General features: G+C 49.7%; 28 protein-coding genes and 1 pseudogene. 15 read left to right on the forward strand and 14 right to left on the reverse strand.

Going from position 1 to position 22,911, the window contains the following annotated elements; translation table 11 throughout:
• Both VI01_RS06835 and VI01_RS06840 read right to left on the reverse strand, forming a co-directional pair.
• The coding region (locus tag VI01_RS06835; RefSeq protein ID WP_045814514.1) for a biofilm development regulator YmgB/AriR family protein at nt 1-182 on the reverse strand (182 nt) is incomplete at its 3' end.
• Between the two features lie 231 nt (nt 183-413).
• Nucleotides 414-722, reverse strand: a complete 309-nt coding sequence (locus VI01_RS06840) for a hypothetical protein (RefSeq protein WP_045814515.1) — start codon at nt 720-722, stop codon at nt 414-416.
• A 1,178-nt stretch (nt 723-1,900) separates the two neighbouring features.
• Here VI01_RS06840 and VI01_RS06845 point away from each other — a divergent pair.
• The 5 genes from VI01_RS06845 to VI01_RS06860 all read left to right on the forward strand — a co-directional run bounded on the left by VI01_RS06845 (nt 1,901) and on the right by VI01_RS06860 (nt 4,432).
• The gene (locus tag VI01_RS06845) at nt 1,901-2,338 is read left to right on the forward strand and encodes a VOC family protein (protein WP_045814516.1); all 438 of its coding nucleotides are present in this window, start codon (nt 1,901-1,903) and stop codon (nt 2,336-2,338) included.
• Nucleotides 2,339-2,714: 376 nt separating this feature from the next.
• The gene (locus tag VI01_RS25895; RefSeq protein ID WP_369801866.1) at nt 2,715-3,014 is read left to right on the forward strand and encodes a hypothetical protein; all 300 of its coding nucleotides are present in this window, start codon (nt 2,715-2,717) and stop codon (nt 3,012-3,014) included.
• The gene (locus tag VI01_RS25900) at nt 2,906-3,199 is read left to right on the forward strand and encodes a tlde1 domain-containing protein (RefSeq protein WP_369801868.1); all 294 of its coding nucleotides are present in this window, start codon (nt 2,906-2,908) and stop codon (nt 3,197-3,199) included. Before VI01_RS25895 ends, VI01_RS25900 begins: the two co-directional genes overlap by 109 nt.
• A complete protein-coding gene (locus VI01_RS06855) occupies nt 3,199-3,420 on the forward strand; it encodes a hypothetical protein (RefSeq protein ID WP_052696972.1) in 222 nt (73 codons plus the stop codon). The genes VI01_RS25900 and VI01_RS06855 overlap by 1 nt, the downstream gene beginning before the upstream one ends.
• A gap of 520 nt (nt 3,421-3,940) precedes the next feature.
• Complete coding sequence (locus VI01_RS06860) at nt 3,941-4,432, forward strand: hypothetical protein (RefSeq protein WP_045814517.1); 492 nt, start codon at nt 3,941-3,943, stop codon at nt 4,430-4,432.
• On the opposite strand, the gene VI01_RS06865 is transcribed toward VI01_RS06860, so the two are convergent.
• The 5 genes from VI01_RS06865 to VI01_RS06885 form a co-directional block, all read right to left on the reverse strand.
• Nucleotides 4,429-4,695, reverse strand: coding sequence for a DksA/TraR family C4-type zinc finger protein (locus tag VI01_RS06865; protein ID WP_045814518.1), 267 nt, complete (start codon nt 4,693-4,695; stop codon nt 4,429-4,431). The genes VI01_RS06860 and VI01_RS06865 overlap by 4 nt on opposite strands.
• Nucleotides 4,696-4,733: 38 nt before the next feature.
• Nucleotides 4,734-5,099, reverse strand: a complete 366-nt coding sequence (locus tag VI01_RS25695; protein WP_231638473.1) for an inorganic phosphate transporter — start codon at nt 5,097-5,099, stop codon at nt 4,734-4,736.
• Nucleotides 5,096-5,353 carry a hypothetical protein gene (locus VI01_RS25700; protein WP_045814520.1) on the reverse strand — a complete coding sequence of 86 codons (258 nt, stop codon included), beginning with the start codon at nt 5,351-5,353 and terminating at the stop codon, nt 5,096-5,098. The genes VI01_RS25695 and VI01_RS25700 overlap by 4 nt, the downstream gene beginning before the upstream one ends.
• Nucleotides 5,354-5,452: 99 nt before the next feature.
• Nucleotides 5,453-5,836 (reverse strand): hypothetical protein, encoded by a 384-nt coding sequence (locus VI01_RS06880; protein WP_045814521.1) that lies wholly within the window; start codon nt 5,834-5,836, stop codon nt 5,453-5,455.
• A gap of 145 nt (nt 5,837-5,981) precedes the next feature.
• The gene (locus VI01_RS06885) at nt 5,982-7,001 is read right to left on the reverse strand and encodes a LacI family DNA-binding transcriptional regulator (RefSeq protein WP_045814522.1); all 1,020 of its coding nucleotides are present in this window, start codon (nt 6,999-7,001) and stop codon (nt 5,982-5,984) included.
• A 424-nt stretch (nt 7,002-7,425) separates the two neighbouring features.
• On the opposite strand from VI01_RS06885, the gene VI01_RS06890 reads away from it, so the two are divergent.
• Genes VI01_RS06890 through VI01_RS06900 form a run of 3 tightly spaced genes read left to right on the forward strand, consistent with a single transcriptional unit; the run spans nt 7,426 to nt 11,252 of the window.
• Nucleotides 7,426-8,145 (forward strand): gluconate 2-dehydrogenase subunit 3 family protein, encoded by a 720-nt coding sequence (locus tag VI01_RS06890; protein ID WP_045814523.1) that lies wholly within the window; start codon nt 7,426-7,428, stop codon nt 8,143-8,145.
• Nucleotides 8,146-8,167: 22 nt separating this feature from the next.
• Nucleotides 8,168-9,940 (forward strand): GMC family oxidoreductase, encoded by a 1,773-nt coding sequence (locus VI01_RS06895; RefSeq protein ID WP_045814524.1) that lies wholly within the window; start codon nt 8,168-8,170, stop codon nt 9,938-9,940.
• A 1-nt stretch (nt 9,941) separates the two neighbouring features.
• A complete protein-coding gene (locus tag VI01_RS06900; RefSeq protein ID WP_045814525.1) occupies nt 9,942-11,252 on the forward strand; it encodes a c-type cytochrome in 1,311 nt (436 codons plus the stop codon).
• 449 nt (nt 11,253-11,701) lie between these two features.
• Here the strand turns inward: VI01_RS06900 and VI01_RS06905 are convergent, their stop codons facing one another.
• On the reverse strand, nt 11,702-11,905 hold the full coding sequence (locus VI01_RS06905) for a general stress protein (protein ID WP_034822638.1): 204 nt from the start codon (nt 11,903-11,905) through the stop codon (nt 11,702-11,704).
• 453 nt (nt 11,906-12,358) lie between these two features.
• Here VI01_RS06905 and VI01_RS06910 point away from each other — a divergent pair, with 453 nt between their 5' ends.
• Nucleotides 12,359-12,865, forward strand: coding sequence for a DUF892 family protein (locus tag VI01_RS06910; protein WP_045814526.1), 507 nt, complete (start codon nt 12,359-12,361; stop codon nt 12,863-12,865).
• Between the two features lie 410 nt (nt 12,866-13,275).
• Nucleotides 13,276-14,841 carry a methyl-accepting chemotaxis protein gene (locus tag VI01_RS06915; RefSeq protein WP_045814527.1) on the forward strand — a complete coding sequence of 522 codons (1,566 nt, stop codon included), beginning with the start codon at nt 13,276-13,278 and terminating at the stop codon, nt 14,839-14,841.
• 31 nt (nt 14,842-14,872) lie between these two features.
• Here the strand turns inward: VI01_RS06915 and VI01_RS06920 are convergent, their stop codons facing one another.
• The gene (locus tag VI01_RS06920) at nt 14,873-15,769 is read right to left on the reverse strand and encodes a LysR substrate-binding domain-containing protein (RefSeq protein ID WP_045814528.1); all 897 of its coding nucleotides are present in this window, start codon (nt 15,767-15,769) and stop codon (nt 14,873-14,875) included.
• Between the two features lie 114 nt (nt 15,770-15,883).
• On the opposite strand from VI01_RS06920, the gene VI01_RS06925 reads away from it, so the two are divergent.
• The 3 genes and pseudogenes from VI01_RS06925 to VI01_RS25705 all read left to right on the forward strand — a co-directional run.
• Nucleotides 15,884-16,492 carry a LysE family translocator gene (locus tag VI01_RS06925; protein ID WP_045814644.1) on the forward strand — a complete coding sequence of 203 codons (609 nt, stop codon included), beginning with the start codon at nt 15,884-15,886 and terminating at the stop codon, nt 16,490-16,492.
• A 78-nt stretch (nt 16,493-16,570) separates the two neighbouring features.
• Nucleotides 16,571-16,978, forward strand: a complete 408-nt coding sequence (locus tag VI01_RS06930) for a hypothetical protein (protein WP_045814529.1) — start codon at nt 16,571-16,573, stop codon at nt 16,976-16,978.
• A 71-nt stretch (nt 16,979-17,049) separates the two neighbouring features.
• Nucleotides 17,050-17,193 (forward strand): annotated as a pseudogene (locus VI01_RS25705) (LysR family transcriptional regulator); the annotation flags it as partial.
• Here VI01_RS25705 and msrA read toward each other — a convergent pair.
• The 3 genes from msrA to VI01_RS06945 form a co-directional block, all read right to left on the reverse strand.
• Nucleotides 17,190-17,726 (reverse strand): peptide-methionine (S)-S-oxide reductase MsrA, encoded by a 537-nt coding sequence (gene msrA, locus VI01_RS06935; protein ID WP_082082041.1) that lies wholly within the window; start codon nt 17,724-17,726, stop codon nt 17,190-17,192. The pseudogene VI01_RS25705 and the gene msrA sit on opposite strands and share 4 nt — an antisense overlap.
• A 103-nt stretch (nt 17,727-17,829) precedes the next feature.
• Entirely contained in the window at nt 17,830-18,618 is a 789-nt protein-coding gene (gene map / locus VI01_RS06940; RefSeq protein ID WP_045814531.1) for a type I methionyl aminopeptidase, read from the reverse strand.
• Nucleotides 18,615-18,860: a ParD-like family protein gene (locus tag VI01_RS06945; RefSeq protein WP_045814532.1), complete on the reverse strand. Its 246-nt coding sequence runs from the start codon at nt 18,858-18,860 to the stop codon at nt 18,615-18,617. The genes map and VI01_RS06945 overlap by 4 nt, the downstream gene beginning before the upstream one ends.
• Before the next feature lie 770 nt (nt 18,861-19,630).
• On the opposite strand from VI01_RS06945, the gene VI01_RS06950 reads away from it, so the two are divergent.
• Nucleotides 19,631-21,397 (forward strand): sensor domain-containing phosphodiesterase, encoded by a 1,767-nt coding sequence (locus tag VI01_RS06950; RefSeq protein ID WP_156149341.1) that lies wholly within the window; start codon nt 19,631-19,633, stop codon nt 21,395-21,397.
• On the opposite strand, the gene VI01_RS06955 is transcribed toward VI01_RS06950, so the two are convergent.
• Nucleotides 21,389-22,177 carry a hypothetical protein gene (locus tag VI01_RS06955; RefSeq protein WP_045814534.1) on the reverse strand — a complete coding sequence of 263 codons (789 nt, stop codon included), beginning with the start codon at nt 22,175-22,177 and terminating at the stop codon, nt 21,389-21,391. The genes VI01_RS06950 and VI01_RS06955 overlap by 9 nt on opposite strands.
• Nucleotides 22,178-22,375, reverse strand: a complete 198-nt coding sequence (locus VI01_RS06960) for a hypothetical protein (RefSeq protein ID WP_045814535.1) — start codon at nt 22,373-22,375, stop codon at nt 22,178-22,180. It abuts the gene before it with no gap.
• Nucleotides 22,376-22,615: 240 nt separating this feature from the next.
• Between VI01_RS06960 and VI01_RS06965 the strand changes: the two genes are divergently transcribed.
• Nucleotides 22,616-22,816 carry a hypothetical protein gene (locus VI01_RS06965; RefSeq protein WP_045814536.1) on the forward strand — a complete coding sequence of 67 codons (201 nt, stop codon included), beginning with the start codon at nt 22,616-22,618 and terminating at the stop codon, nt 22,814-22,816.
• Nucleotides 22,817-22,911: the final 95 nt, after the last annotated feature.

Consider the following 22,911-nt stretch of genomic DNA (forward strand, 5'->3'; position numbering starts at 1 on the left):
GCGTCACGCTCCTGCTCAAGGTCGTGAATGACGTGGATGATGAGCGTTTTGTTGGTCAGCTGTCCGCCTGAGGCCAGAATCGCCTGTATTGCCTCTTCAAGCTTCTGTCTTTCAGCCGCCAGCGCGTCGCCGCTGTTCTGCAGGCGGGCGCGGATTGTGGTCACTGAGTTGGTATTTTTCATGCTGTGAAGGTCCCTGCCGGAGCATCCTGAGCGGATGACGGCGGTAAAAGTGGTGTTGCGGATTGTTATTGTGTGGCCGGGAGCTCTGCATCTGCAGAACGTACCCGATGACAGAGAAATTATAGGTTAAAAGGCGCTGGGGTGCGCTTCGTTAATGATGGCGCGCGCAGGCTGTCATCTTACGAAGTCAGATGAATGCGGACGCTAAGCGCCCGCTCCTGAAGGTTGTGGTTATCTCATTTCATCTTCATCATCAGCCTGCAGGCGAATGGGGGCCTCGCCGCCGGCACTGTGGCTGTCTGCATCAGACAGCATCCATTTCTTACCGGCGCCCCCGCGCGCACCGACGGTCCGGAAGTTGCGCAGCCAGCTGATGGCATCGCTGATGCGCCGGCTGCGGCTGCTGGTTTTCTCTGCTTTAAGCATAATGTTCAGCTCAGTCAGGAGAGCATCAACGGATATTTCCTCTTCACGCACGGCAAGATTGACTGCTGCTTCACCAATAACTGCGTGACCGGTCATGTCTTCGCTGTACAACACGTTTACACCTCGCTTAAAAATGAATGAGAATAAATTTAACCACCTTATTATTATAGCAAATGGCGGGGCGGAATTTAAATGAGATGCATAGTTATCGGCTATGGATTAATAAGGGTAAATAAATTGAATCTTTCCGTTTTATTATAAGTGGCTGATATTTTTCTGATATATTGAAGTTGCGTCTTCCATCCTGAGAAAATATCTCTCACTCTAACCTGTACCCGGGTCAGAGCAAGTAACGCGTACTATCAGAAGCACGGTGCATGCGCTGCGCATTCGATTCCGGAAAGGCGTGCCCGCCAGCAGACTGCTTGATCCTGTTCAGGTGCAGCAAAGCCATGGCATGTTCGGAATGTTTTTTTTCCAATGAGTTCTCTACGAATAATATCAACATGCATTCAATACCTTCGGTTATTTTCTGCGGGGGCTGGATAATGACCGAAGCGTAAAAATGCAGCCGCTTACACACTGGCGCTGTGCTTAAATATAAATCTGTCTGTTCTCAGTGGTACTGGTCGTATCTGACACCCTGTTTATCCGATGCCGGCAGTTTCCTGAAATTCAGTTAATCTGCAAAGGTGAGTCGCAGGGGTTTATATCCACCTACCGATGTATAAAATTATTTAGGCATAGAAACGGGCCGCTCTGATATGGCCCTGCTCATGGAGTTGTCTGAGCCAGTCGTCTGCCTTACTTTAACTATAAATATCTGACTTACTCTGGTTGTTCCTGAATCTCGATACGGATGATCGTTAAAGCTCGTCGCATCTTCAAGTAGCACAGTACCGGTCTGCCGCGCGGATATGAAGCTGAAGATTCTCTGCTATCGTCGGTCTCGACGGCATAACTGCAGGAATGAAAAAGATATCCTCTTAACCTAAAACATGTTTCTCAACCAAAAGGCATATTCAAAAGGGCTTGTTCGTCTGATAAGAGCGAGAAGCGGACATTCGCAGTTTCTCTAAAATATATAAACACTTGTAACGCAGTCGCGTATCTATCAACAAGGTGTAGGTATCCAGTATAGCTGTTGCTGTGGATGAATCGTAACTACATTACTCAGACCGCATATACTTACGTTTCTTTTCTGAATAAATCCCAGCGCACTAATCGCTAAGAAATAAAGCAGGAATTTTAATTATTTAGATACTCAACTTTAAAAGTCAGCAGGTAATCTCATGATCTTAAGTGTTATTCATGTTGGTTTTTCAGTCAAAAATATTGAAGATTCATTATTCTTCTGGACCCATATTCTTGGAGGAGAAGTATTACGCGAAGGGAAAATGTCTGGCCCTATTATTGATGAAGTAACAGGCGCCAGGGGAGCTGATGTACGAATGGCTTTGCTTGAACTGGCTGGTATGAAAATTGAATTACTGCAATACAATAATATTGAACAGCCAGAAGCGCCTTCAGCCCCCTACATCCCGGGCTACGCGCATCTTGCGTTTATGGTCGAGAATCTTGATACGCTCCTGAGCAAAATATCGGACTATGGCTGGAAGACGCCAGGGACACCTCAGACAGTCTCGTCAGGACCCATGAAGGGAACCAGAGTTATATATGTACAAAGCCCCGACGGGCAGACGCTTGAATTGATGGAAGGTCGGCAATGAAGGACATACGTTATGACCTGTTACTTTCTTATTAAACAGTGATGTTTCGAAGTCCGCTTCTGGCACTTAGCTTTCATTCATCTTAGAAATTTTTCTGGCCTCTTCGGTTTGCCGGTGTAGCGGGGGCGTCTGCCTGCCTACCCGACTAGGAGAACTGGCAGCAACAGTAAATTCCGTTGAATCGCGAAGGCGTGTCTCAGGTTTGTCTGGTGGGGCCAACTGGTGTAACCGTTTGATTATAATAATTAAAAACGCTCCACTTAAGCAAAAAATATCGCTGTCCGATAAAGCACCCTTGCTTAACTTTAAGCCATATTCCTAAACACCTGACTATTGATTGGATCTAGAATGGTCGTATTTGACAAAGGGAAGCGTTATGCCATTCAGCTGTTATCTGTTGTTAAATCGTCGTGAGATGACCAACTTAAACTGCCCTGGAATAGGGAGCTTTCCTGCATTTTCCGGTCAAGATAAGGGGCGAAATAATCCCGATATGACTGCCGTTGCTGATATCGGCCCACTTGGCGTGGGCGCTACTATATTGTTGAGCGGCCAACAGGTGGCAGGCTGGGGCCATTTAGAGAGCGTTTTCTCAAGGAAGTTTATGGTACGGACCGATCAACATGCTTTGCACTCTATCGTGATGACGGAAAAATTGATGACATCACGTTTATAAACGGTGTAAAGCGAGGCCAGTTTCGTTTGCATCCCATTGGCCCATTAAGCATCAGTGAAGGCTGTATTACGTTAGCACATCCTGTTCAGTTCAATTATATGCGCGACAGGCTTTTACGCGATGGCCCAACCTTAAAGATTCCGGGCAGTAGCCTGATGGCTTACGGGACGGTGAAGGTGTACTAATGATGAAATTTCTTTTGCTCGGCTTGTTCTTTATCGGTTGTTGTGTGGCTATTTCTAAAGGGATCGCTGTTCTAATCCCCACTACAGTGTTCTACAGCCTGGCGCATGACCTAAATATAACAGGCTCAGAATCGGTTATCGATTTTATGATGGCAGTGAACATTGCTATTTCTGTTGTACTATCTGTAATCTTAATCAGGCTCGTGATTAAAAAACGATAACATCCTGATTTAGGATGTCCGTGATTAATTACCACCTGGCGGACTTCTATAACAACGTCCCCTTGATCAAGGAGAGCGTTGCATCGACCCGTTGAAGCCACACCACAAAGCTGACAATCAAGCTGGCAATTAAATCTGCGAAGAACGGATGTTCGGTAGCGGACTCATTCTACTGCCATGCTTTCATCAGTTCAGAACATCGCCTGCGAAGATGATATTGCTCTGAAAAACGGGGATGGCAATAGCCCTTTCTCAATCCCATCAACGCACTAATCCAGCCACAGCTGGCTGAAATCAGGCCAGCCAAGCGTGTTGACGTCACGCCAGCCGAAGGATTTCTCACTCTTGAGTTCCAGCCAGTGATGAAAAAGAGGGAGCACCCAGCGCTGAGAGGTGAGGGCTCTGAAGAACGACTCCACACAGGCTATGCTTTCGCTGGGTTCAACATTTATCAGGTCGTTCTGAAATTGTTGCCAGGCTGCGGTCTGTGATGACGGTAACCTTTTGAATACCGGGTCGGATGCCAGCCAGCCGACAACCGAACCGTGCTAAATCTCTCTCGTTAAATCGACCAGCGTGGCATCAGCAACGCAGCCCGCTGAATATGAATGTTTACAGCGTGCTGGCTGATTACTGGCAACTCTACGGGAAGGAGGAGCGTCAGCGTGCTTTTGCTGAATCAGCAACCTATCAGTCGATTGAGCAACAATCACCGGATAATGCCCATTCACTCATGAAGACGTTTGCTCTGCCGGCTGAACCAACGCTGCATTTATTGCGGCATATCGCCAGCTGTCATCCTGGCTATGATGCCCGGATGATCAAGGATGCCCAAATCCCTGTTGCGGTGGCGGGTACACAAATGGATGTAATTCATCCCCTGAGTACTGCTCAGGCAATGGCAAGGGAGTTAGCAGGAAAGTACGCTACTGTAACCTTCACTAAATCGCTGGATAAAACGCGACATAGTTCTGAGGTGACGGCGCTGTTAGTGAATAATATTGTGCGCTAACGCAACTGGCTATCCTTGCTGCCACGGCGGTTGTACCCGCTGTGGCTGGCTTCTTGCTTATCTAACGCACTCTGGCACTTCACGCAGTAACGCACCCCAGGCAATGCGCTGCGACGCGCTGCGGGAATTGGCTCCCCGCACTCGTCGCAATACTCTGCACTTTCACCCTGGTTGAGGTGACTTCTGGCACGCGCAATCGCATCATCTACGGTCGCATCAATTTGCTTTTGCACTGCACCATCTTCAGACCAGCCGCCTGCCATAACCCCTCCTGATGATCATCAACTGGTCAAAGTATAGTTCAGTAGCTATCGGGCACGATCATGCTCTCTGGCACCGGATGACGGGCATAATTTTTATGATGAATGCGGGAAGGCAGTGAAATCTGCTCGCCTTCTGCGGCTTCATACGGCACCCGTTGCAGCAGATTGAGTCGCAGTGTGCTGAACTGTAAGCCGCTGCGATTGGCGACCATGGTGCCAGCAATCCATGAGGAGAGCACGTGGGTGGTTGAGAACGGCAAACCAAAGGCATCCGCTGCGCCATTGGTGCCCATCGCCACCATCTGCGCACTTATGCCTTGCGCGTAGTTAAACTGGCTCTTACCAATCTTTTCACCCAACGTGGTGACAATGCGACGCCAGCCCACCATGGTGCCTGATCTCAAAGCCAGTGTTTGACCCAGGTCGGAATAAACTGCGTTGCGCTATTGAGTGCGGTCTTCAGCACCTGCAGATTTTGCTGCGTGGCAGACGGTAAAATTAGTGAGCGGTCGGCTTGCGGGCGTTTAATGGTTTCAGCTGCCAGATACATCTCATTACGCACGGCTGGTTTTTGATCGGCAGGGATTGTCTGTAACGCGCCATATTGCTTCAGAGTGGCGCCAATGTTGCTACTGACCTGAGCTAGCGCGGCGATCACTTGGTATCGCGTTGGTCAGTGCGCAGATAAGTCGCTAATACATCATCAGGCTGAGCCGGTGCGGGTGCGATGCTGAATTGCAGCAGTTGAGCCTGACAGCTACTTATGACGTCTTTTCAACTCATCAAACAACCATTCTTTGCTGATGGGTCCAGAACTTAACTTCTGAATCATGGCGTTATCCGCATAGTTCAGTAGCCATTCTCCCAGTTCCGCCATGCCTGCTTCATAGGAGCCGTGCACCTCAACAAACTTTTCCGACAAGATCAGTAGCTCCATGCGCAGCGCATTGCTGCGGGTCATGAACTCCAGATAGCCTTCGCGATCGGTTTCATAATCGGGGATCTTCGACAGCACAATGACCTCTTCTTCCTGAATCGTGGTGTGCCAGTGTAAACCGCTATCTCCGCTATGTGCAGAATAATCATGCTGCGCAAGTGAATATTTAATTGTTGCGGTTCGCTTATTCTCTTTTCTCTCCATCCTTATTTTGCGTCATTATCGCAGGCTCACTTGCTCACTTGCTCACTTGCTCACTTGCTCACTGGCTCACTGGCTCACTGGCTCACTGGCTCACTGGCTCACTGGTTCACTGGCTCCCTGGCTCACAGGCACACAGCCTCCCTGGCTAATCCATATTCTCTGCTGTCACAATTCGCAGTTCAACGCGGCCGTCCCGATACAGATCGGGTTCAAATCCCTGTTCCAGATGTCTTATCAACAGGTCAGTGGCCAGCACGGCATGCTGGCGGGCATTCTGATCCAGCGTGTAGGAGAGCGCGCCAGTTTGCAGCAGGTCTTTCGTCACATCATACAATTCGTGTGTGATGTAGCAGCAGCGGCCGAGCAACTGGTGTTGCTGCAATACAGCACTGATATCGCTGTTGTTGTCGCCAGAGTTATACAAACCGACCACATTGCTTGATTGCTGTAACGTGTGATTCAGCAGCGAACGGATTTTGTGCCGTTCATCTTCCCCCGCTAATACTTCACGCAACTGTAACCAGGGAGCACGTTGGGTGATGGCATCACGAAAACCTGAAATACGTTGGATATGTGCGCTGAAATCAAAACGCCCGCTAACCATGATCACATCCCCCTTGTGAGGCATAGTCTGGCTCATTAATAAGCCTGCGGTACGTCCTGCCTGATATTGATTTATTCCAACATGACAGAATCGATGTGAATTGGGTAAATCTGAAACCAGCGAAACCACCGGGACACCTTTATCTTTACACCAGGATAAGGCGTCATGAATAACGGGATAGTCATGCCCATAAACAATAATACCGTCGCGCAACTCACCGCTTTTTTTTATCTTTTCCGCCAGTTTTTCCGGTGGATTTTCCGTCACCAATGTACGAAATAATTTTATTTTACGATAACCCAGTCGATCGGCAATGTTGGCAAATTCATCGGCTAATTGCTGAAAAAACCAGGTGCCATTACTGCTCAGGAATACCTCAATCTGCCAGGGGTGCTGTGTATCATCCGGCAGTAAACGCTGCAACCCAGCCTGACGTGCGGCACGCAAGACTTTGCGCACCGTTTCAGGACGAACGCCGCCACGCTCATTCAGTACGCGGTCAACCGTTGCGATCCCAACCCCGGCCAGTTCAGCCACTTTAATCAGGGTGAGTTTTTTCATGATGCTTCAATGCCCCAGTAAAATTCATGTCCAATATTTCAACAACGCAGAGTGCGCTTCAGGTCACAACTGGGCGTCTATTTTCGCCGTATTATGCGCAACATCTCGTGACTGGCAAGATGTTAAATGTTGCGGTGCGAAACCATACTCTACATCTTCCAGCGCGGCTTATTAAAAACTTCAATGATGGGAAACCATCAAAAAAAACCTTTCAAAGCGAAGGGGGAGTCATTACTCTTTGCTGCGTTGTTAATATTTAATTAATTACGTAATTTGAATGTAAAAACTTACCTCAGTATTTATCTAATAAAAGCCCACAGGGCAACGTCAGTATTTATCCAATAAACCTTATTTATATGGCTCAATGCCAGGCACAAATACGTCTGTTATTTGACCTGGTTTGCAATGTGAAAGCAGGGAAAACATGAAACGCAGAGAATTTCTCACTTCCATCACCGCATTGGGAGTGGCTTCCACGATCCCGACATTGGCACAAGCCGATGTGGTGACGGGTGGCCAGCCCTGGGAACCCGGCAAAATCCAAACGCCGCCCGCACCGCCGAGAAAAGGGGGGCTGCAATATCTCACTCAGCATGAATTTGACACGGTAGGCGCCATCGCTGAACGGTTTATTCCAGCCGATGAAACCAGCCTGAGTGGCAAAGAGGCAGGGTGCGCCATTTTTATCGATCGGCAACTCGCGGGCGATTACGGCAACGCAGTGGCGATCTACCGTTTAGGCAAATTCGTCAAAGGCACCGCTGAGCAGGGGCCGCAATCTCCGCTGACGCCTGCACAACGCTATCGTCTGGGCATTGCTGCGCTGGATAAAGCCCTCCAGCAACAATATGGCAAAGACTTCCTCTCACTCAGTGGTGATCAGCAGGATCAGGTGCTGACCGCAATGGAACAGAACAGCCTCGATCTCGGTGAGGAAGTTGAAACCAAAGTGTTCTTTGAACTGCTGCTGCAGAACGTGCGTGAAGGCTTCCTGTCTGACCCGATTTATGGCGGCAACAAAGACATGACCAGTTGGAAAATGATTGGCTTCCCTGGCGCTCGCTACGACTTCCGCGATCTGCTGCCGAAAAAAGGACAGAAGCTCAACATCATTCCTACCAGCCTGATTGATAACACCCTTTAATTTGTTTGCTGAGCAATAAACTATGAATAACGTCCGTCCAAAAGCTGATGTCGCCATCGTCGGCCTGGGGTGGTGCGGCTCTTTGATCGCCGAAGAGCTGACCCGCGCAGGTCTGAATGTCGTTGCCATTGAACGTGGCCCGTGGTTTGAAACCGCGACAGATTTTCCCCCCTCGGTCGATACCGATGAACTGCGTTGGGATACGCGCCGCAGTATGCTGCTGCCGCCCGCCGTCGAAACCACCACTTTCCGTAATAACAACACGCAAACCGCCCTGCCAACGCGCGAGTGGAACCTGAATGAACTGGGTTACAACGTGGGAGGCTCGGGCACTCACTGGGCTGGGATGGCATGGCGTTTTACGCCGTTCGATTTCGAACCTTACAGCCAGACAGTGAAGCGTTACGGAAAGCAGCAGATTGCCAAAGGGGTGATTCTGCAAGACTGGGGAGTGACTTACGACGAGCTGGAACCGTTTTACGATCGCTTTGAAAAGATCGCCGGCGTGTCAGGCAAGGCCGGTAAGCTGAACGGCGAAGTCATTGAAGGCGGCAACCCTTACGAGGGTAACCGTTCAAGCGAATACCCTTTGCCTGCACTGGAGAGTATGCGTCTGACGGATATTTTTGCCGAAGGCGCGAAGAAGATCGGCTTGAAACCCTTCATGGTTCCCGCTGGCCAGGCGTCACGCGCTTACGTTAACCCACTGGGTGTGCGTATGGGGCCTTGCACCTATTGCGGTTACTGCCTCTATTACGGCTGCGGTAACTTCTCAAAATCCAGTCCTAACGCCTGTGTCATCCCAGCGTTAATGCAACGTGAGAACTTCACGGTGTTAACGGACTCCGCGGTGGTTCGCGTCAATAAAGCGGAGGATGGTAAAACCGCCACCGGCGTGACCTACCTCGATAAGAACAAGAAAGAGTGGGTACAGCCTGCAGACATCGTGATCTTGTCCGCCTTCCAGATGCAAAACGTGCGCCTGCTGCTGCTGTCCAAAATTGGCGTGCCTTACAACCCGGTGACCAAAACCGGCGTGGTAGGGCGTGCCTATAGCTTCCAGACGGTATCGGGTGCAGCGATCCACTTCAAAGATGAAAATCTGAATCAGTATATCGGTGCCGGAGCCCTCTCTTCGCAGGTGGACGACTGGAACGGCGATAACTTTGACCATACCGGTCTGGGCTTTATCGGTGGCGCAGGGATTCTGGTGGTGGCGCGTGGCGCGCGTCCTATCGGCAATGCCGATGCACTGCCACCGGGCTCGCCACGCTGGGGTAAAGATTGGAAGAAGGCTTATACCCACGCGTTCCAAAACACGACCTTTATCTTCGGCCAGGGCACCAGCTTCTCGCACGAAGATTACTATCTTGACCTCGATCCTGAGTACAAAGATGACAACGGCAATGCATTGTTGCGTGTCACTTTTGACTACAACGACAATGACCGCCGCTCGGCGAAATTTATCGAAGAGAAGAGTGTGGAGATCGGTAAGGCCATGGGCGCTGAAATCGTCATTGGCACTAACTCTGCCTCGGGCGCGTACTCACCGTACAACTTTGCCAGCGACCACACCATTGGCGGAGCGGTCATGGGCAGCGATCCAAAAACCTCGGTGCTTAACCGCTACCAACAGTGCTGGGATGCACACAACGTGTTTGTACTGGGGGCTTCCTCTTTCCCAAACAACGCCGGTTATAACCCAACAGGCACCATTGGGGCGCTGAGTCTGTGGACGGCGAAAGCCATTATTGAACAGTACCTGAAGAACCCAGGTCCGTTGGTGAAGGTGTGAGATGAAGAAAACCAAACTGATTGCGGGCGTAGCGGTGATCGCTGCGGCCGTGGCAGCGGGCATGCTGTGGATGAACGGCGACACCTCTGCGGATGATGTCGCCAGCAACAACGTACTCACCAGCCAACCGCCAACTGCGGCAGACAGTGCCGCGATTGAACGTGGACGTTATGTGGCGATTGCCAGTGACTGCACGGCTTGTCATACCATGCCGGAAAGCAAACTGCCGCTGGCCGGGGGCTACTCGATCAGCACCCCCTTCGGCGGCATTTATGCCAGCAACATCACGCCGGATAGCGAAACCGGCATCGGTAGCTGGACGGAGCGTGATTTCTTCCGCGCAGTGCGTCACGGTAAGGGTAAAGAAGGGGAGCACCTTTATCCTGCGATGCCCTACAACGCTTATGTGAAGCTGACGGATCAGGACATGCATGATCTCTGGATGTACCTGCGCTCGGTAAAGCCGATTCACTATCAGGTGCCGGAAACCAACCTGGGCTTCCCGTATAACATTCGTCTGGCGATGATGGGCTGGAACCTGCTGTTTTTCCGCAACGCAGGTTTCCAGATAGACAGCAGTAAAAGTGCTGAATGGAACCGAGGCGCTTATTTGGTGGAAGGGCCAGAACACTGTGCTGCCTGCCATACCGCGAAGAATCTGATTGGCGGTGACAGCAGTGATTATCTGCAAGGCGGCAATCTGGGTGAATGGCATGCCCCCGATATCACACCAAACCCGCACACCGGTATCGGAAGTTGGTCTGAGCAGCAGGTGGTGGATTACCTCAAGCTCGGCAGTAACCATGTGGCGGTCGCTTCAGGCCCGATGGCGGAAGCTGTGACTAACTCCACACAACACTTAACCGACGCTGATTTGCGCGCAATTACGGTGTATCTCAAGCAAGTGCCGGCATCGACCACGACGTTGCCGCAACCGTTACCGATGGATAATGGGCAAATGAAGATGGGTAAAAATGTCTATTCAGCCAACTGCACTGCCTGCCATAACAGCGACGGCAAAGGGATCCCCAACCTTGCCGCCAGCCTGGCAAATAACCCTGGCCTGCTAGCGGATGATGCCTCTTCCATCATCACGACGGTGTTGCAGGGCGGGCGCGGCGCGGTGACAGCGGAAAATCCAACCAGTGGTGCCATGCCTTCGTTTGCGTGGAAACTCTCGGACGAGCAGGTGGCCGCAGTGGCGACTTACCTGCGTAACAGTTGGGGCAATGCGGCTAAACCGGTGACAACGGATGAAGTGGCAAAAGCACGTGCGCAATTGAAGTTACCCGCGCAAATGCCAGCACGTTAAGTTAACTCACTCACCAGGGCTGCTATTTCTCAAAGAATAGCAGCCCTTTTTGTTGCCTGATGTTGAGCAGGACAGCCATTAACAACAGGGTAATTGCATCTGAGGCATGTCAAATTCAAGTTTTGTAATTAACTTAATCACGTCCGATTTTAATTTTTACTAAGGTGTACAACTTAAATTTCCGTGTACAAATATGTTGGTTAATTCGTGTTTAGTTATTTATTTTAAAATCTAAATTGATCATTAATATATAAGGGAAAAATGCCGTATAAGCGAAGCGGCAAATGCCGCGCGATTGATCAAGAAATGATCGATTTTTTGTAGTTAGCAGCGAAAATAACCCTCCTGACGTAGCGAATTTTTGCATTTAAGCGAAGCGCTAATACACGTCAGGAGAGTGTTGTGATAAAGGCTAGCGAGCGTAACCCTGTGTTGAATTAATGATAGTGTTATTTCCGGCGGCTGATCTTTCCTCCCTTCCGGCCTGCTTCAACGGCGCGGTTCGGATCGTTTTTAAAATTGCCGCCACTTACCTGACCGCCTTTGCGGCCTGCTTCAGCGGCACGCTCCTTGTCCTCGGCGAAGTTCCCTGTGCCCCCACGACGTTGCGTCTTTTTCTCTTCCTCTTCAGGATGCTTGTTAGGGTCCGTCATGCGTTCTCCTCATTATATTTGTACCAACATAAAGCAAAAATAAATGTAGCGTTGTTTTTACCATAATCAAGTCAGAATTAATCTTAAGTTTTATTATTTTGCAGACTGATTGTTTAAGGATAAGTCGATTTTTGTTTATAAGCAGATGAAACTCACATGAATGATGATTGTTAGCGCACTTTAGATGTTGAGTAAAGCGTGGCGTGCGGTTAAATATAAGCGAAGCGGTAAGGTGGTGATATTAATCATCCCTCTCAGTTTTGAGTTGAGCGGCTTGCGCCAGGGGGCTTACTTGCTACGTTTAATTAAGGTGATTGTTAGGTCGTTAATTAACGCTTCGCTTATTTCCAGATAATTCCATGAGCGAAGGTGTTGAATCGGTTAGCTTGCTAAGCAACTGCATACCATCCCCAAAGGTAGTTCATTAACAGCACATCAACCAGGAGTGAATGAATGACGAGGGAATCTGTTTATCTGGATTGGCTACGTGATGCACACGCGATGGAGAAACACGGTGAAATGTTATTAAAACAGGCGATGGAGCGTCTCGACAGTGATTCTGCAATCGGGAGTCACATCGCGCATTATCTTGCGCAATCACGCGCACAGCAGTTGCAAGTGAAAGACGTTCTGAAATGCCATGACGAGGGTTGGTCGGCATTAAAAGAGGCATTAGGTCGCCTGTCTGTGGTGGGGCAGGCCGCAAGCGATATGCTGCGTGTTGAGCAGGGCGCGCGGATGGCCGTCAGCGTCTATGTCTTTTGTAGTTATAAACTTGCCACTTATACCACGTTAATTGCTGCCGCCAGACAGGCTGGTGACAGTGAAGGCGTGGGTATTTTTCAGCGCATCTTGCAACAGGAAGGGCAAATGGCTGACAGGCTGCTTGCAGACTTGCCTGAAGCGGCCAATGAATCGATAGACTTGCTCGCGGTAAGTGAAGCATCAAGCGTGGTATAGCGTTTTCTCTGGGTGGCCTGCTGGCTGCCCGCAGAGAAAATATTTTGCCTTATTAATGATTGCACGTTAACAGCAATTGCATAAGCTGCATTAAAAAGCCGTTACGTTTATCCAAACCTAAGATCAACCTGCCCAAAGCCAGTTTAATAAGTAAAGCACATTGATCACTCAGGTTACTATTGTTGCCAACAATTTAATATAACTGATCAAATTGTCTATTTTCGCTATTCCACAGGAAGTGAATTGTCTTTCACGAGTAAGTTATATTTAAGTAAAAGCATTAAGGTTAGTGAGCATGCTGACGATAACAGCAGGGATGCTGCCGATGAGAACGCGGAGCGTCTCCATTTCTTTGTTTTAATAACACCTGGATTTCATGACTCACTAATAAAAATCATTGAGGTTTCTAAATGGACATAGTTCAAGGATTTTCACGTAATATTAAATTGCGCAGCAAACTCATTATTTCTTCACTCATCAATATCGGTATGCTGCTTTTGGTTGCGGTACTGGGTTTAAATTCGCTGTTTATGGCACAATCCGGCGTCAACGGCATGATGAAAGATGATTACCCAACCATTGCGTTGGGCAATCAGTTGATCGATGAGATTAACACCACTATTCAGCGACAGGCTTTGCTGCTCAGCCCAATCAATGCGGAGCGCCGCAGCACCATCATGAATGAGCTTCAGGGGGCGACCGGGCAAATTACGGAGATTTATCGTCAACTGGATGCACTGGCAACAGATGACGATTCCATTGCTTATCTCAAAATCTTGGATGATAAACGCAAAGCTTATTTAGAGGGCCGCAATGAATTTATGCAACTCGCGAGTCAGGACCCTAATAAAGCGCTGGATTATTATCTGACAGCATTGGCGAGTAAACAAAAGGAATACACGGGTGAAGTGAAGCGTTTTATTGCACTGCAAGAGCAGCAGATGAACGGATCCTACACACATTTTATGGATTCCTACCACACCACTAAAATTTCAATGGTGGTGATCTTTATTGCGGCGGTGATTCTTTCTGCATTGATTGGCTGGATTATTATCCAATCCATTACGGTGCCATTAAAAAATGTGATTGCGTTTTTAGGCCGCGTTGCTGATGGCGATCTCAGTACGAATTTCTATGAAAAACGTAAAGACGAAATGGGCCAGTTAATAAACGCTATTCAGCAGATGCAGGATAAAATGTCGACCATTGTCAGTCATATTCGTATCAGCGCAGAGCAAATTTCAGGAGGTGCCAGCGAAATTATGTCGGGTACACATGATTTGGCCGCGCGCACTGAAGAACAAGCCAGTTCGGTTGAGCAAACGGCAGCATCGGTTGAAGAATTTACCGCCACCATTAGCAACACGCGCAATAACACCCACTTTGCTGCCGATCTGTCTGAAAAGGCGGAAAGCGCCGTGGGGCAGAATGCCACCATGATGAACAATGTGTCGACCAAAATGGCTGAGATCCATGATTCCGCAGGCCGCATGGCAGACATTATCAATCTGATAGATTCGATTGCTTTCCAGACCAATATCCTGGCGCTCAATGCGGCTGTTGAGGCGGCACGAGCAGGGGAACACGGTCGCGGTTTTGCGGTGGTTGCGCAGGAAGTGCGTGCGCTGGCGCAGAAAACCGCCACCTCATCGCATGAGATTCGTCATCTGATTGAGGAGTCATCCACGCGCATCGTTGATGGCCGTGACATGGTGGCGGATGCCAACAAACTGATGTCGGAAATGATGAACAACGTGGTGAACATGAAGGAAGTGCTGTCACAGATTAACCAGGCCAGTACCGAACAGGCCGATGGCATCAGTCAGATCAACACCGCCATCAGCCAAATCGACATCACGACACAACAAAATGCCTCGCTGGTGGAGCAATCCCTGGCCGCTTCCGCCATGCTCAGCGAGCAAGCGACAAATATGGTGAACAGCGTCAGTGTGTTTACCTTGCGTCAGAGCGCATAACAACAAGTGACAGGCGGCCTTAAGGTCGCCACTACGCTAGATTCTCACTATTTAAGACGGGCGCCTGATCAAGCAACCATTGAAGCAATAGCTTGATGTTGGGCGCTTCCTGCCGGGTTTTCGGCCACACCAGATAATAACCGTCACCTGTCGCCACCGGCTGGTTAAATGGCAGCACCAGTAAGCCGTTGTTGATCGCCTGCTGGCTGAGCAGCAGGTCACCTATTGAAACGCCGTGTCCGCTGATCGCCGCCATCGTGCCCTGTTCCAGAGTATCGAACAGTTTGCCTTGCCACAGATTGATAATCGGTGCATCAGCTACCCCCTGTGACCATCGCAGCCAGTCGCGGCGATCGTGTGAAGGGTGAATCAATTCACAGCTTGCCAGTTGCGTTTGTGCTTGTCGTTTCAGCGCGGGGGCGCAAATCGGAATTAACCACTCCTGAAACAGCAAATGGCACTCGGTGTCTGCACCAAAATGACCGTCACCCAACAAGATGGCGCAGTCAAAAGGTTCACGGGCAAAATCGACTTTGTCGGTGTCCATCCAAACGCTGGTAATCTGCACTTCTGGTGTTGAGTTTTGCTCACGATATGTTTGGAGTACATCCAGCAACCAACGCATGGTCAGTGTCGAAGGGGCCTTGAGACGGAGTTGATGACCCTGCTGCGCGAAGGCGGTGCAAGCTTGCTCTAAAGAGGCAAATCCGACCTGTAATTGTGCCGCGAATACGCTACCCGCAGCGCTGATTTCGATCCTGGGCCCTTTACGGATAAACAGTTGGCAATCGAACCACTCTTCCAGGGTACGGATGTGACGGCTAATCGCGCCAGGAGTGACGTTGAGTGCGGCGGCGGCCTGGCTAAAAGACCCCAACTGCGCCGCACTGGCAAAGGCGCGCAACGCATAAAGTGGAGGAAGCGTCATAAGGCAAACTCAATGTTGAGTAAAACTCACATTCAACGTTATTTTAAAGCGTTTTTCAACGAACAAACGAAAGGCAATACTGACGACCTTCTCATGCGTTTACAGGTCGGTGCCATGAACCTCTCACTGCTGCTGGCATATATGCTGGCGATTTTATTGCTGTTAATGACGCCAGGCCCGGTGGTGGCGCTGGTTACGGGCACGGCCGCACGTCACGGTTATCGCCGCGCTTTTGCCACCGTGGTGGGCACTAACGCGGCATCACTGGTGTTGATCGCGCTGGCTGCGCTGATGTTGACGGGATTGGTTTCGATCAATCCTCGGAGTTTGCAAGTCGCCGGGTTGCTGGGTTCCCTGTTTATGGGCGTGATTGCATGGCAAGGCTTACGTGCTGCGACAAGTGCAACCGCCCATCGGCCCGCAGCACAGGGTGGATTGCTGAAAGGCTTTGTGGTGGGCATCTCTAATCCAAAAGATATTCTGTTCTTTGCCGCGCTGTTTCCACAGTTTATCGCCATTACGCCCGATCTTAGCAGCAGCCTGATCACTCTGGCGCTGGTGTGGATGGCCTTCGATTTTGCGGTGCTGGCGTTTTACATCATCACCGTAAAACGCTGGCTGCCGGGTGCACAACAGCTACGCATGGAGCGGGTATCAATGCTGATATTATTGCTGATCGCGCTGGCGGGCGCGTTCTACAACCTGAGGCAGCTGTTGTTATAACGTGGTATTGAAGATTTTACCCACAACGCCGATAACGCATAGCGAATTGCTGCATGGAGCAGCTTAAAGGGAAAATTAATGAAAAAAGCATTGATAGCGTTAGCGGTTTTAACCCTGGCAGGGTGCGCCAGACCTTATGGATCAGCCGATACCATCATCAATCAGCAAATGGTCACACCGGATGCCAGCAAGAAGCAGACACCGGTTACCGTTACGCGCCTTAAGCAGTTTATTGGTAGTGCCAGCGGCGGATCCTGCAAATTCGTGGTGAACGTGGATGGTCAGGATGTCGCGATGTTGCGTCAAAACCAGTTTGTCACTGCGTATCTGGAAAATGGTCTGCACAAGTTGCGCGTCAGTAATGACTGTTCAGTGATGAGCATGGGGATGCGTAAGTCGCTGGATATTGTGGCTGACGGCACGCCACAGGAGTACGCCACAGAAGTGGGCTTCTGGGGACAGTACCGCATGTGGCGCACTCAATAAGTTAAAAAGCGGAGTGATGCCAATGCCAGCGGCCATCAGGAGCACTATGTCTGCGGGTTTGAGTTGAGCAGCAACTGTGCTTTGTGCCGCTGAAAAACAGCGTGATGCGTCCGCTGACGTTGGCCCTTTGTACTGCGCCATCCCGACAGTTATCGCGGGCGGCGCAGAGGGTGATTCAGCGCATCACTCAGGTTATCGATGAGATGGCGCGTTAAGCGTCTGATGCCTGTTTCGGAAATTTATTGCGCAGTTTCTGCAATTTTGCCGGGATATTCATCATACAGAAGGCGTTTTCCTGTCCTTCTTTCTCCCAGAAGTTTTGATGATAGTCTTCGGCTGCGTACCACTCAGCTAACGGTTCCAGCTTTGTCACCAGCGGCTTGCTGAGTTCGGCAGCGGCACGCGCTATCCCTTGTTCAGCGGCAATACGTTGTGCATCGCTGGTCGGAAACAGTGCGGAACGATAACGTGAACGCACCACGCCGTCTTTGATGTTTTCCTGCGTGGCATCATGCGTGGCAAAGTGGATGTCGAGCAGATCGTCGTAACTGACGAGAGCGGGATCGAACTCGATTTTCACCGCCTCGGCGTGACCCGTGGTGTCGCTGTAAACCTGATCATAAGTGGGTGACGAGACATGGCCGCCGATAAAACCACTTTCCACGCTTAATACACCATGGATGGATTGGAAAATCGCTTCAGTACACCAAAAGCAGCCGCCGGCAAAAATGGCTTGTTCACGCATCAGTCTAAGTTCCGGATAAAAAAAGTGACGTTACCTTACACGGCGGTGAAAAGTAACGCCACTGCATTGGCGCATCCTGAATGACTGTCAGCGCGGTGAGCCGCACTCAGGCTTCTATTGCTGCGTAATCCCCTGTGCCTTCGGGCCATGGCGTGAGCAAATCGAAGCCGGTCTCGGTCACAGCAATGGTGTGTTCCCACTGCGCCGACAGCGAGCGATCTTTTGTCACCACCGTCCAGCCATCAGATAAAACACTGGTGCCTGCTTTACCGGCATTGATCATGGGCTCGATGGTGAAGATCATGCCTGCCTGCAGCGCAATCCCTGTGCCCGGCGTACCGTAGTGCAGAATCTGAGGCTCGCCGTGATAAATCTCACCGACACCGTGACCGCAATATTCACGCACCACTGAAAATCCGGCTTTCTCCGCCACCTGTTGGATCGCGGCGCCGATATCACCCAAAGTTGCACCGGGTTTGACGACTTTAATGCCCGCCACCATGGATTCGTAGGTGATATCGACCAGACGTTTAGCGCGCACCGACGGCTCACCCACGTAATACATGCGGCTGGTATCACCGTACCAGCCATCTTTGATGATGCCGACGTCAATGTTGACGATATCGCCATTCTTGAGCTTTTTCTCCCCCGGAATGCCATGGCACACCACGTGGTTTACCGACGTACAGGTGGTGCGCGTATAGCCGTGATAGCCAATATTGGCGGGAACAACCTTCAGTTCATTGCCAATATAGTCATGGCAAATGGCGTCCAGTTCATCTGTGGTCACGCCGGGTTTGACGTAAGGGGTGATGATTTCCAGCACTTTTGCCGCGGCGTGTCCGGCAGCGCGTGCCAGTTCGATTTCTTCAGCAGTATGAAGTTTGATGGTCATTGCGCGATTCCCTGCGTGGTTAATCTAGGCTGGTCAAGCAGCTGCGCTAAATCTGCGCCGCCGTCACGTTCGACACGCATCAACAGGCGTGTCAGTTCCTGAAGGTTGAGGTCAGGATAAAGCTCAGCCAGCATGCCAATCTTCATCCAGTGTTCTGCCTGCGCATTGATGGAACGGCTTAACGCCGTGCTCGCGATACGCAGATTCTCATGCATCAGATCAGAAATTTTTACGATACCCATTATGCGATCCGTATATGAAACATAGACGTTTTGCATATAGGTTACGCTGCGTCCGGATAAGATGGAAGGGGAAATATTGGGAAGTTTGCCGTGACCATGAACAGCATCCCTACCTTTTAGCCGTCTAAGCCTGCTACGGCGTGACATGATGGCGTGATGTGTGGAGGAAAAGAGGGCAGAGGTAAAGATAGACTAAAGGAAAATACCCCGCAAAGCGGCTTAACATTCGTTGCAGAGTAATATCTCTGGATTTCCCCAGAGCAGGGTGCTGAATGTTCGGGATTTGAAACCTTAGCTAAAATAAGATAATCCACCGTAGAGGGATTAAACGAATAATCGAGTCGCATCATTAAGAGAAAATCGGCAGCAACTTAGCGATACGGCAGAAATATATTTTCCGTGACGTATCGCTTATTTTATGGTTTTCAGTTCTTGTTGAAGTTCTGGCAACAGACTGAATTTAATACGCTAATTATCAAACCCTATTAATGAGCGTGCCATTGATAAGATGTCTGGGCAGACGTAATCCTTGTTTTCAATTAACGCTTCGCTTGAATCAGGTGAAAGATCCCTTTACTCAGTTTTCATGTAAGCTTTTTGTAAAGATATTTCAGCATGACAAAACGTGATGGCGGGCATAGTATGGTGATATTCACCGGTAAATAATGAGCAAAATAGACGCAAAATGGCGGATATTCTCCTTAATGATAATGAAGTTATTCTTTTGAGTTCAGCATTGCAATCCGTACCAATGGAATGGGCGAGTGCAAATGAGCATAACTAACGAATTTAAGCCAGGCTGCATCACGCTCCAGGCACTTCGGACGCCGGATATCTGCCGTGACGATGTACTGAGCAAATTCACTGATTTGGTCAGTAAAACGCTGGATGTTCCCAGCAGTTTCATCTCTGTTCTTGACGATGATTTCCAATACATCAAAGCTGCTCACAACTTTAACGTCGGTGAAACGTTGCGTGCCGATTCTTTGTGTCAGTACGTGGTAGAAGGGGATCAACCGCTAGTGGTGCCCGATACCCAACTGGACGCCTGTTTTTCCGTCAATCCTTTTGTTATTGGCGAACCTTTTGTTCGCTTTTATGCGGGCGTGCCACTGAAGAGCCAGGAAGGGCTGGTTTTAGGCACGCTGTGCGTGGTTGATAGCAAACCACACACCTTTAGCGCTGAAAAGCTGGCGACGATGACATTGCTATCACAACTGGTGATTTCCTTTCTGGAAGCCTGGCATTCTGTCGGTTTTACCGATCTGGTGACAGGATTGCCTAACCGACAGCAACTGATTCGAGACCTGCAATCCTTGCGTAATGCGGGTGATAACACACGGTATCGACTGGTGTTGATTGACTGCATCGATATGCCGCGAGCCTATGAGTTGGCGCGTTCGTTGGGCATGGCGCCAGTCGAAGGGCTGCTCAAAGATATGGCAACGTTACTGCCGCTACGTTTGCGTCCCGGCAAAAATGAACTGCTCTACACCGTGGCAACCGGGCGGTTCGCGCTATTAACCCAACAAGAAAGTCCATTGTGCGCCGAGTGGGTTGCGCGACGCATGGAAGGCGTACGCGCCGAGATTGGCGAAGGTTTATCGGTCGATTTGGCGACGCATACCGGTGAAACCCTCTTTTCGCCGTCAGAAATTTCCACTCAGGAAGCGCTGCGTCGAGCCGTTAGTGCCTTGCATGAAGCCATTTGTCGCGGGATCCCGTGTATGAGCTTCAGTGAGAAAAACGATGAGCGGCGTACGGATGACTTTACTCTCGTCAACGATTTGGCCACTGCTGTACGGCACAATCATGGCTTGTATCTGGTGTTCCAGCCGAAAATCTGTCTGAGCAGCGGTTTGCCGATTGGGCTTGAAGCGCTGATTCGATGGCGCCATCCCACCCGAGGCGAGCTTTCTCCTTCAGTCTTCATCCCGCTCGCGGAACAAACCACACTGCTGCAAGAGATCACCGAATGGGTCATTGATAAAACCATTGAGCGTTTGAAGCGGCTCAACGGACAAGGTATCCAGTTGCCTGTCACGGTGAATGTTAGCGTGCGTGATTTTAGTCAGGAAAGTTTTGCCGACAGACTCGAAAGTAAGATGATCAAGGCACGCCTGCCGACGAATCTGCTCGGCATTGAGTGCCTGGAAACCGAGCGCATCATCGAAAGCGCGGCAGCAATCAGTGGCCTGGAAATGTTGAAACTGCGCGGTTTCGGTATTGCACTGGACGATTTCGGCACCGGCTATAGCAATATCAGTTATCTGCGAAAAATGCCTCTGGATGTGGTCAAACTCGACCGTTCGATTGTCGGCGGACTTGCCACGGACACCGCGTCACGCGTCATCACTCGCAGTATCATCGCCATGCTTAAAGAGCTGGATTACGTGGTGTTAGCTGAAGGCGTGGAAAATCTTGAGACGCTTGAAGCGTTAAAAGAATTCGGTTGCGATCAGGCGCAGGGGTTCTTTCATTCCCGCCCATTACCTGAAAGCGAACTGGATAATTGGTTGCGCTGGAAGTTAGGGTGATACCTCTGTCCTGACGTCATCGGTTCCTGCTTCACCCATTGCCAGTGCACTGGCGCTGGCGGGGTCAAACAGCGACAGACTCTCGATTTGATCAACCATAATGACTTTGCGAAACTCTAAAGCCGATTTGGGTTTTGACATAAAATCAATATCGTGTTCGTGGTACCAGCGGCTGTAATTGTGTTCAACAGCGAGGTTGAGCGTGCGCGCATCGCGATAACCGCTGAGCATCGGTATTAATACAATGTTAGCCGTGCTGGCATATTCGAAAGTGGCGGCATGAATCATGCCAATGTAGATGCGTCGGGATTTTAGCGTGACCCAGGCTAACTCACCTTCTTCCATACACTGCAACAACATCTGCTCAATGCCGTTCGAACGCGACAATCGCTGATAGAGGTCGCGGCGGCTGCTGGCGGTTAATCGCGCGCTACCAGCCCAGTTAGAACGATACACACAAAACAGCAGGGCAAAGGCGAGCATAATCACTACCGGTGCCTGAATACCCAGAAAGCTCCATGTCATAAAATCCACATGCCAGCGGGCGTGTACGAGACTGCTAAGTGCAAACGTGTTGTTGAGTGCTGAAGCGGCGAGTAAGATCAGCCAAACGATCCCCGTTGCAAGCACACCCTGCAAGACGAAAATACAGCCATAAAGCGCAATGAGAAAATAGACATCCCAGCCAAATGACCGTTTTATTTTTAAGCGACTCGACATGTCGCGGCTGGTATACCAATAACCACACACCATCAGCACCATAAATATTGCCGTTCCCATTTAAATACCCTTCAACGTTTTGACATGATGGGAAAAATCGCGTTGCACTTTTGGGCTTAAAGGATTAACCGAAGCGTTACCATCTTCATCAATAATGATTCTGTCACCTTCCTGAATAGATTCTTTCATATCATCCTGACTCATGACCTGGAGCAATGACTCTGGGCTGTTAAAGAGGGAGCTAATAAAGCTAAACATGTTAATTTCCATTTCTCTGGGATGAAAACAGTATGGCACAAAGCCAGTTGTTGTTCTGGCTTCTCTCATCATCAAAGGGGATGTTTTTGAACTTTACAGATTAATCCGGTCATTTAATATATTTAAGCGAGGCCGTAATCTGGGGGGGGTATTATTACCTGATGTTAATTCCTGATAAAAATTGATTTGTATTACAAATAGTAGACTATAGTTATTAAGAAACTATTTATGAGGTAATTTATGAAAAATCATAACGAAAATGAGCAACGTAAAAGGGAAGGTAATACGCATAAAAAGCTACCTGAGGCGGACCTTTATGCAGTAAATGCTCTTGAAGAAGCAGATCATCCTGCCAAAGATAATCCGAAAGATCATGGAGAGATCCCTCGTACACGCGATGACAGTAAAGATCACAAAGATGATCCTTTTCAGGACAAATAACATGTTTGAAACGGGATTGGATGTTTGCGTACAGCAATAACCCACAGAGTATTAAATAATGTGAGAGGGAGTTACCTCAGCCAGTATGGCATGGC

The sequence above is a fragment of the Pantoea sp. SM3 genome, from assembly GCF_000963995.1.
GTDB lineage: Bacteria > Pseudomonadota > Gammaproteobacteria > Enterobacterales > Enterobacteriaceae > Pantoea > Pantoea rwandensis_B.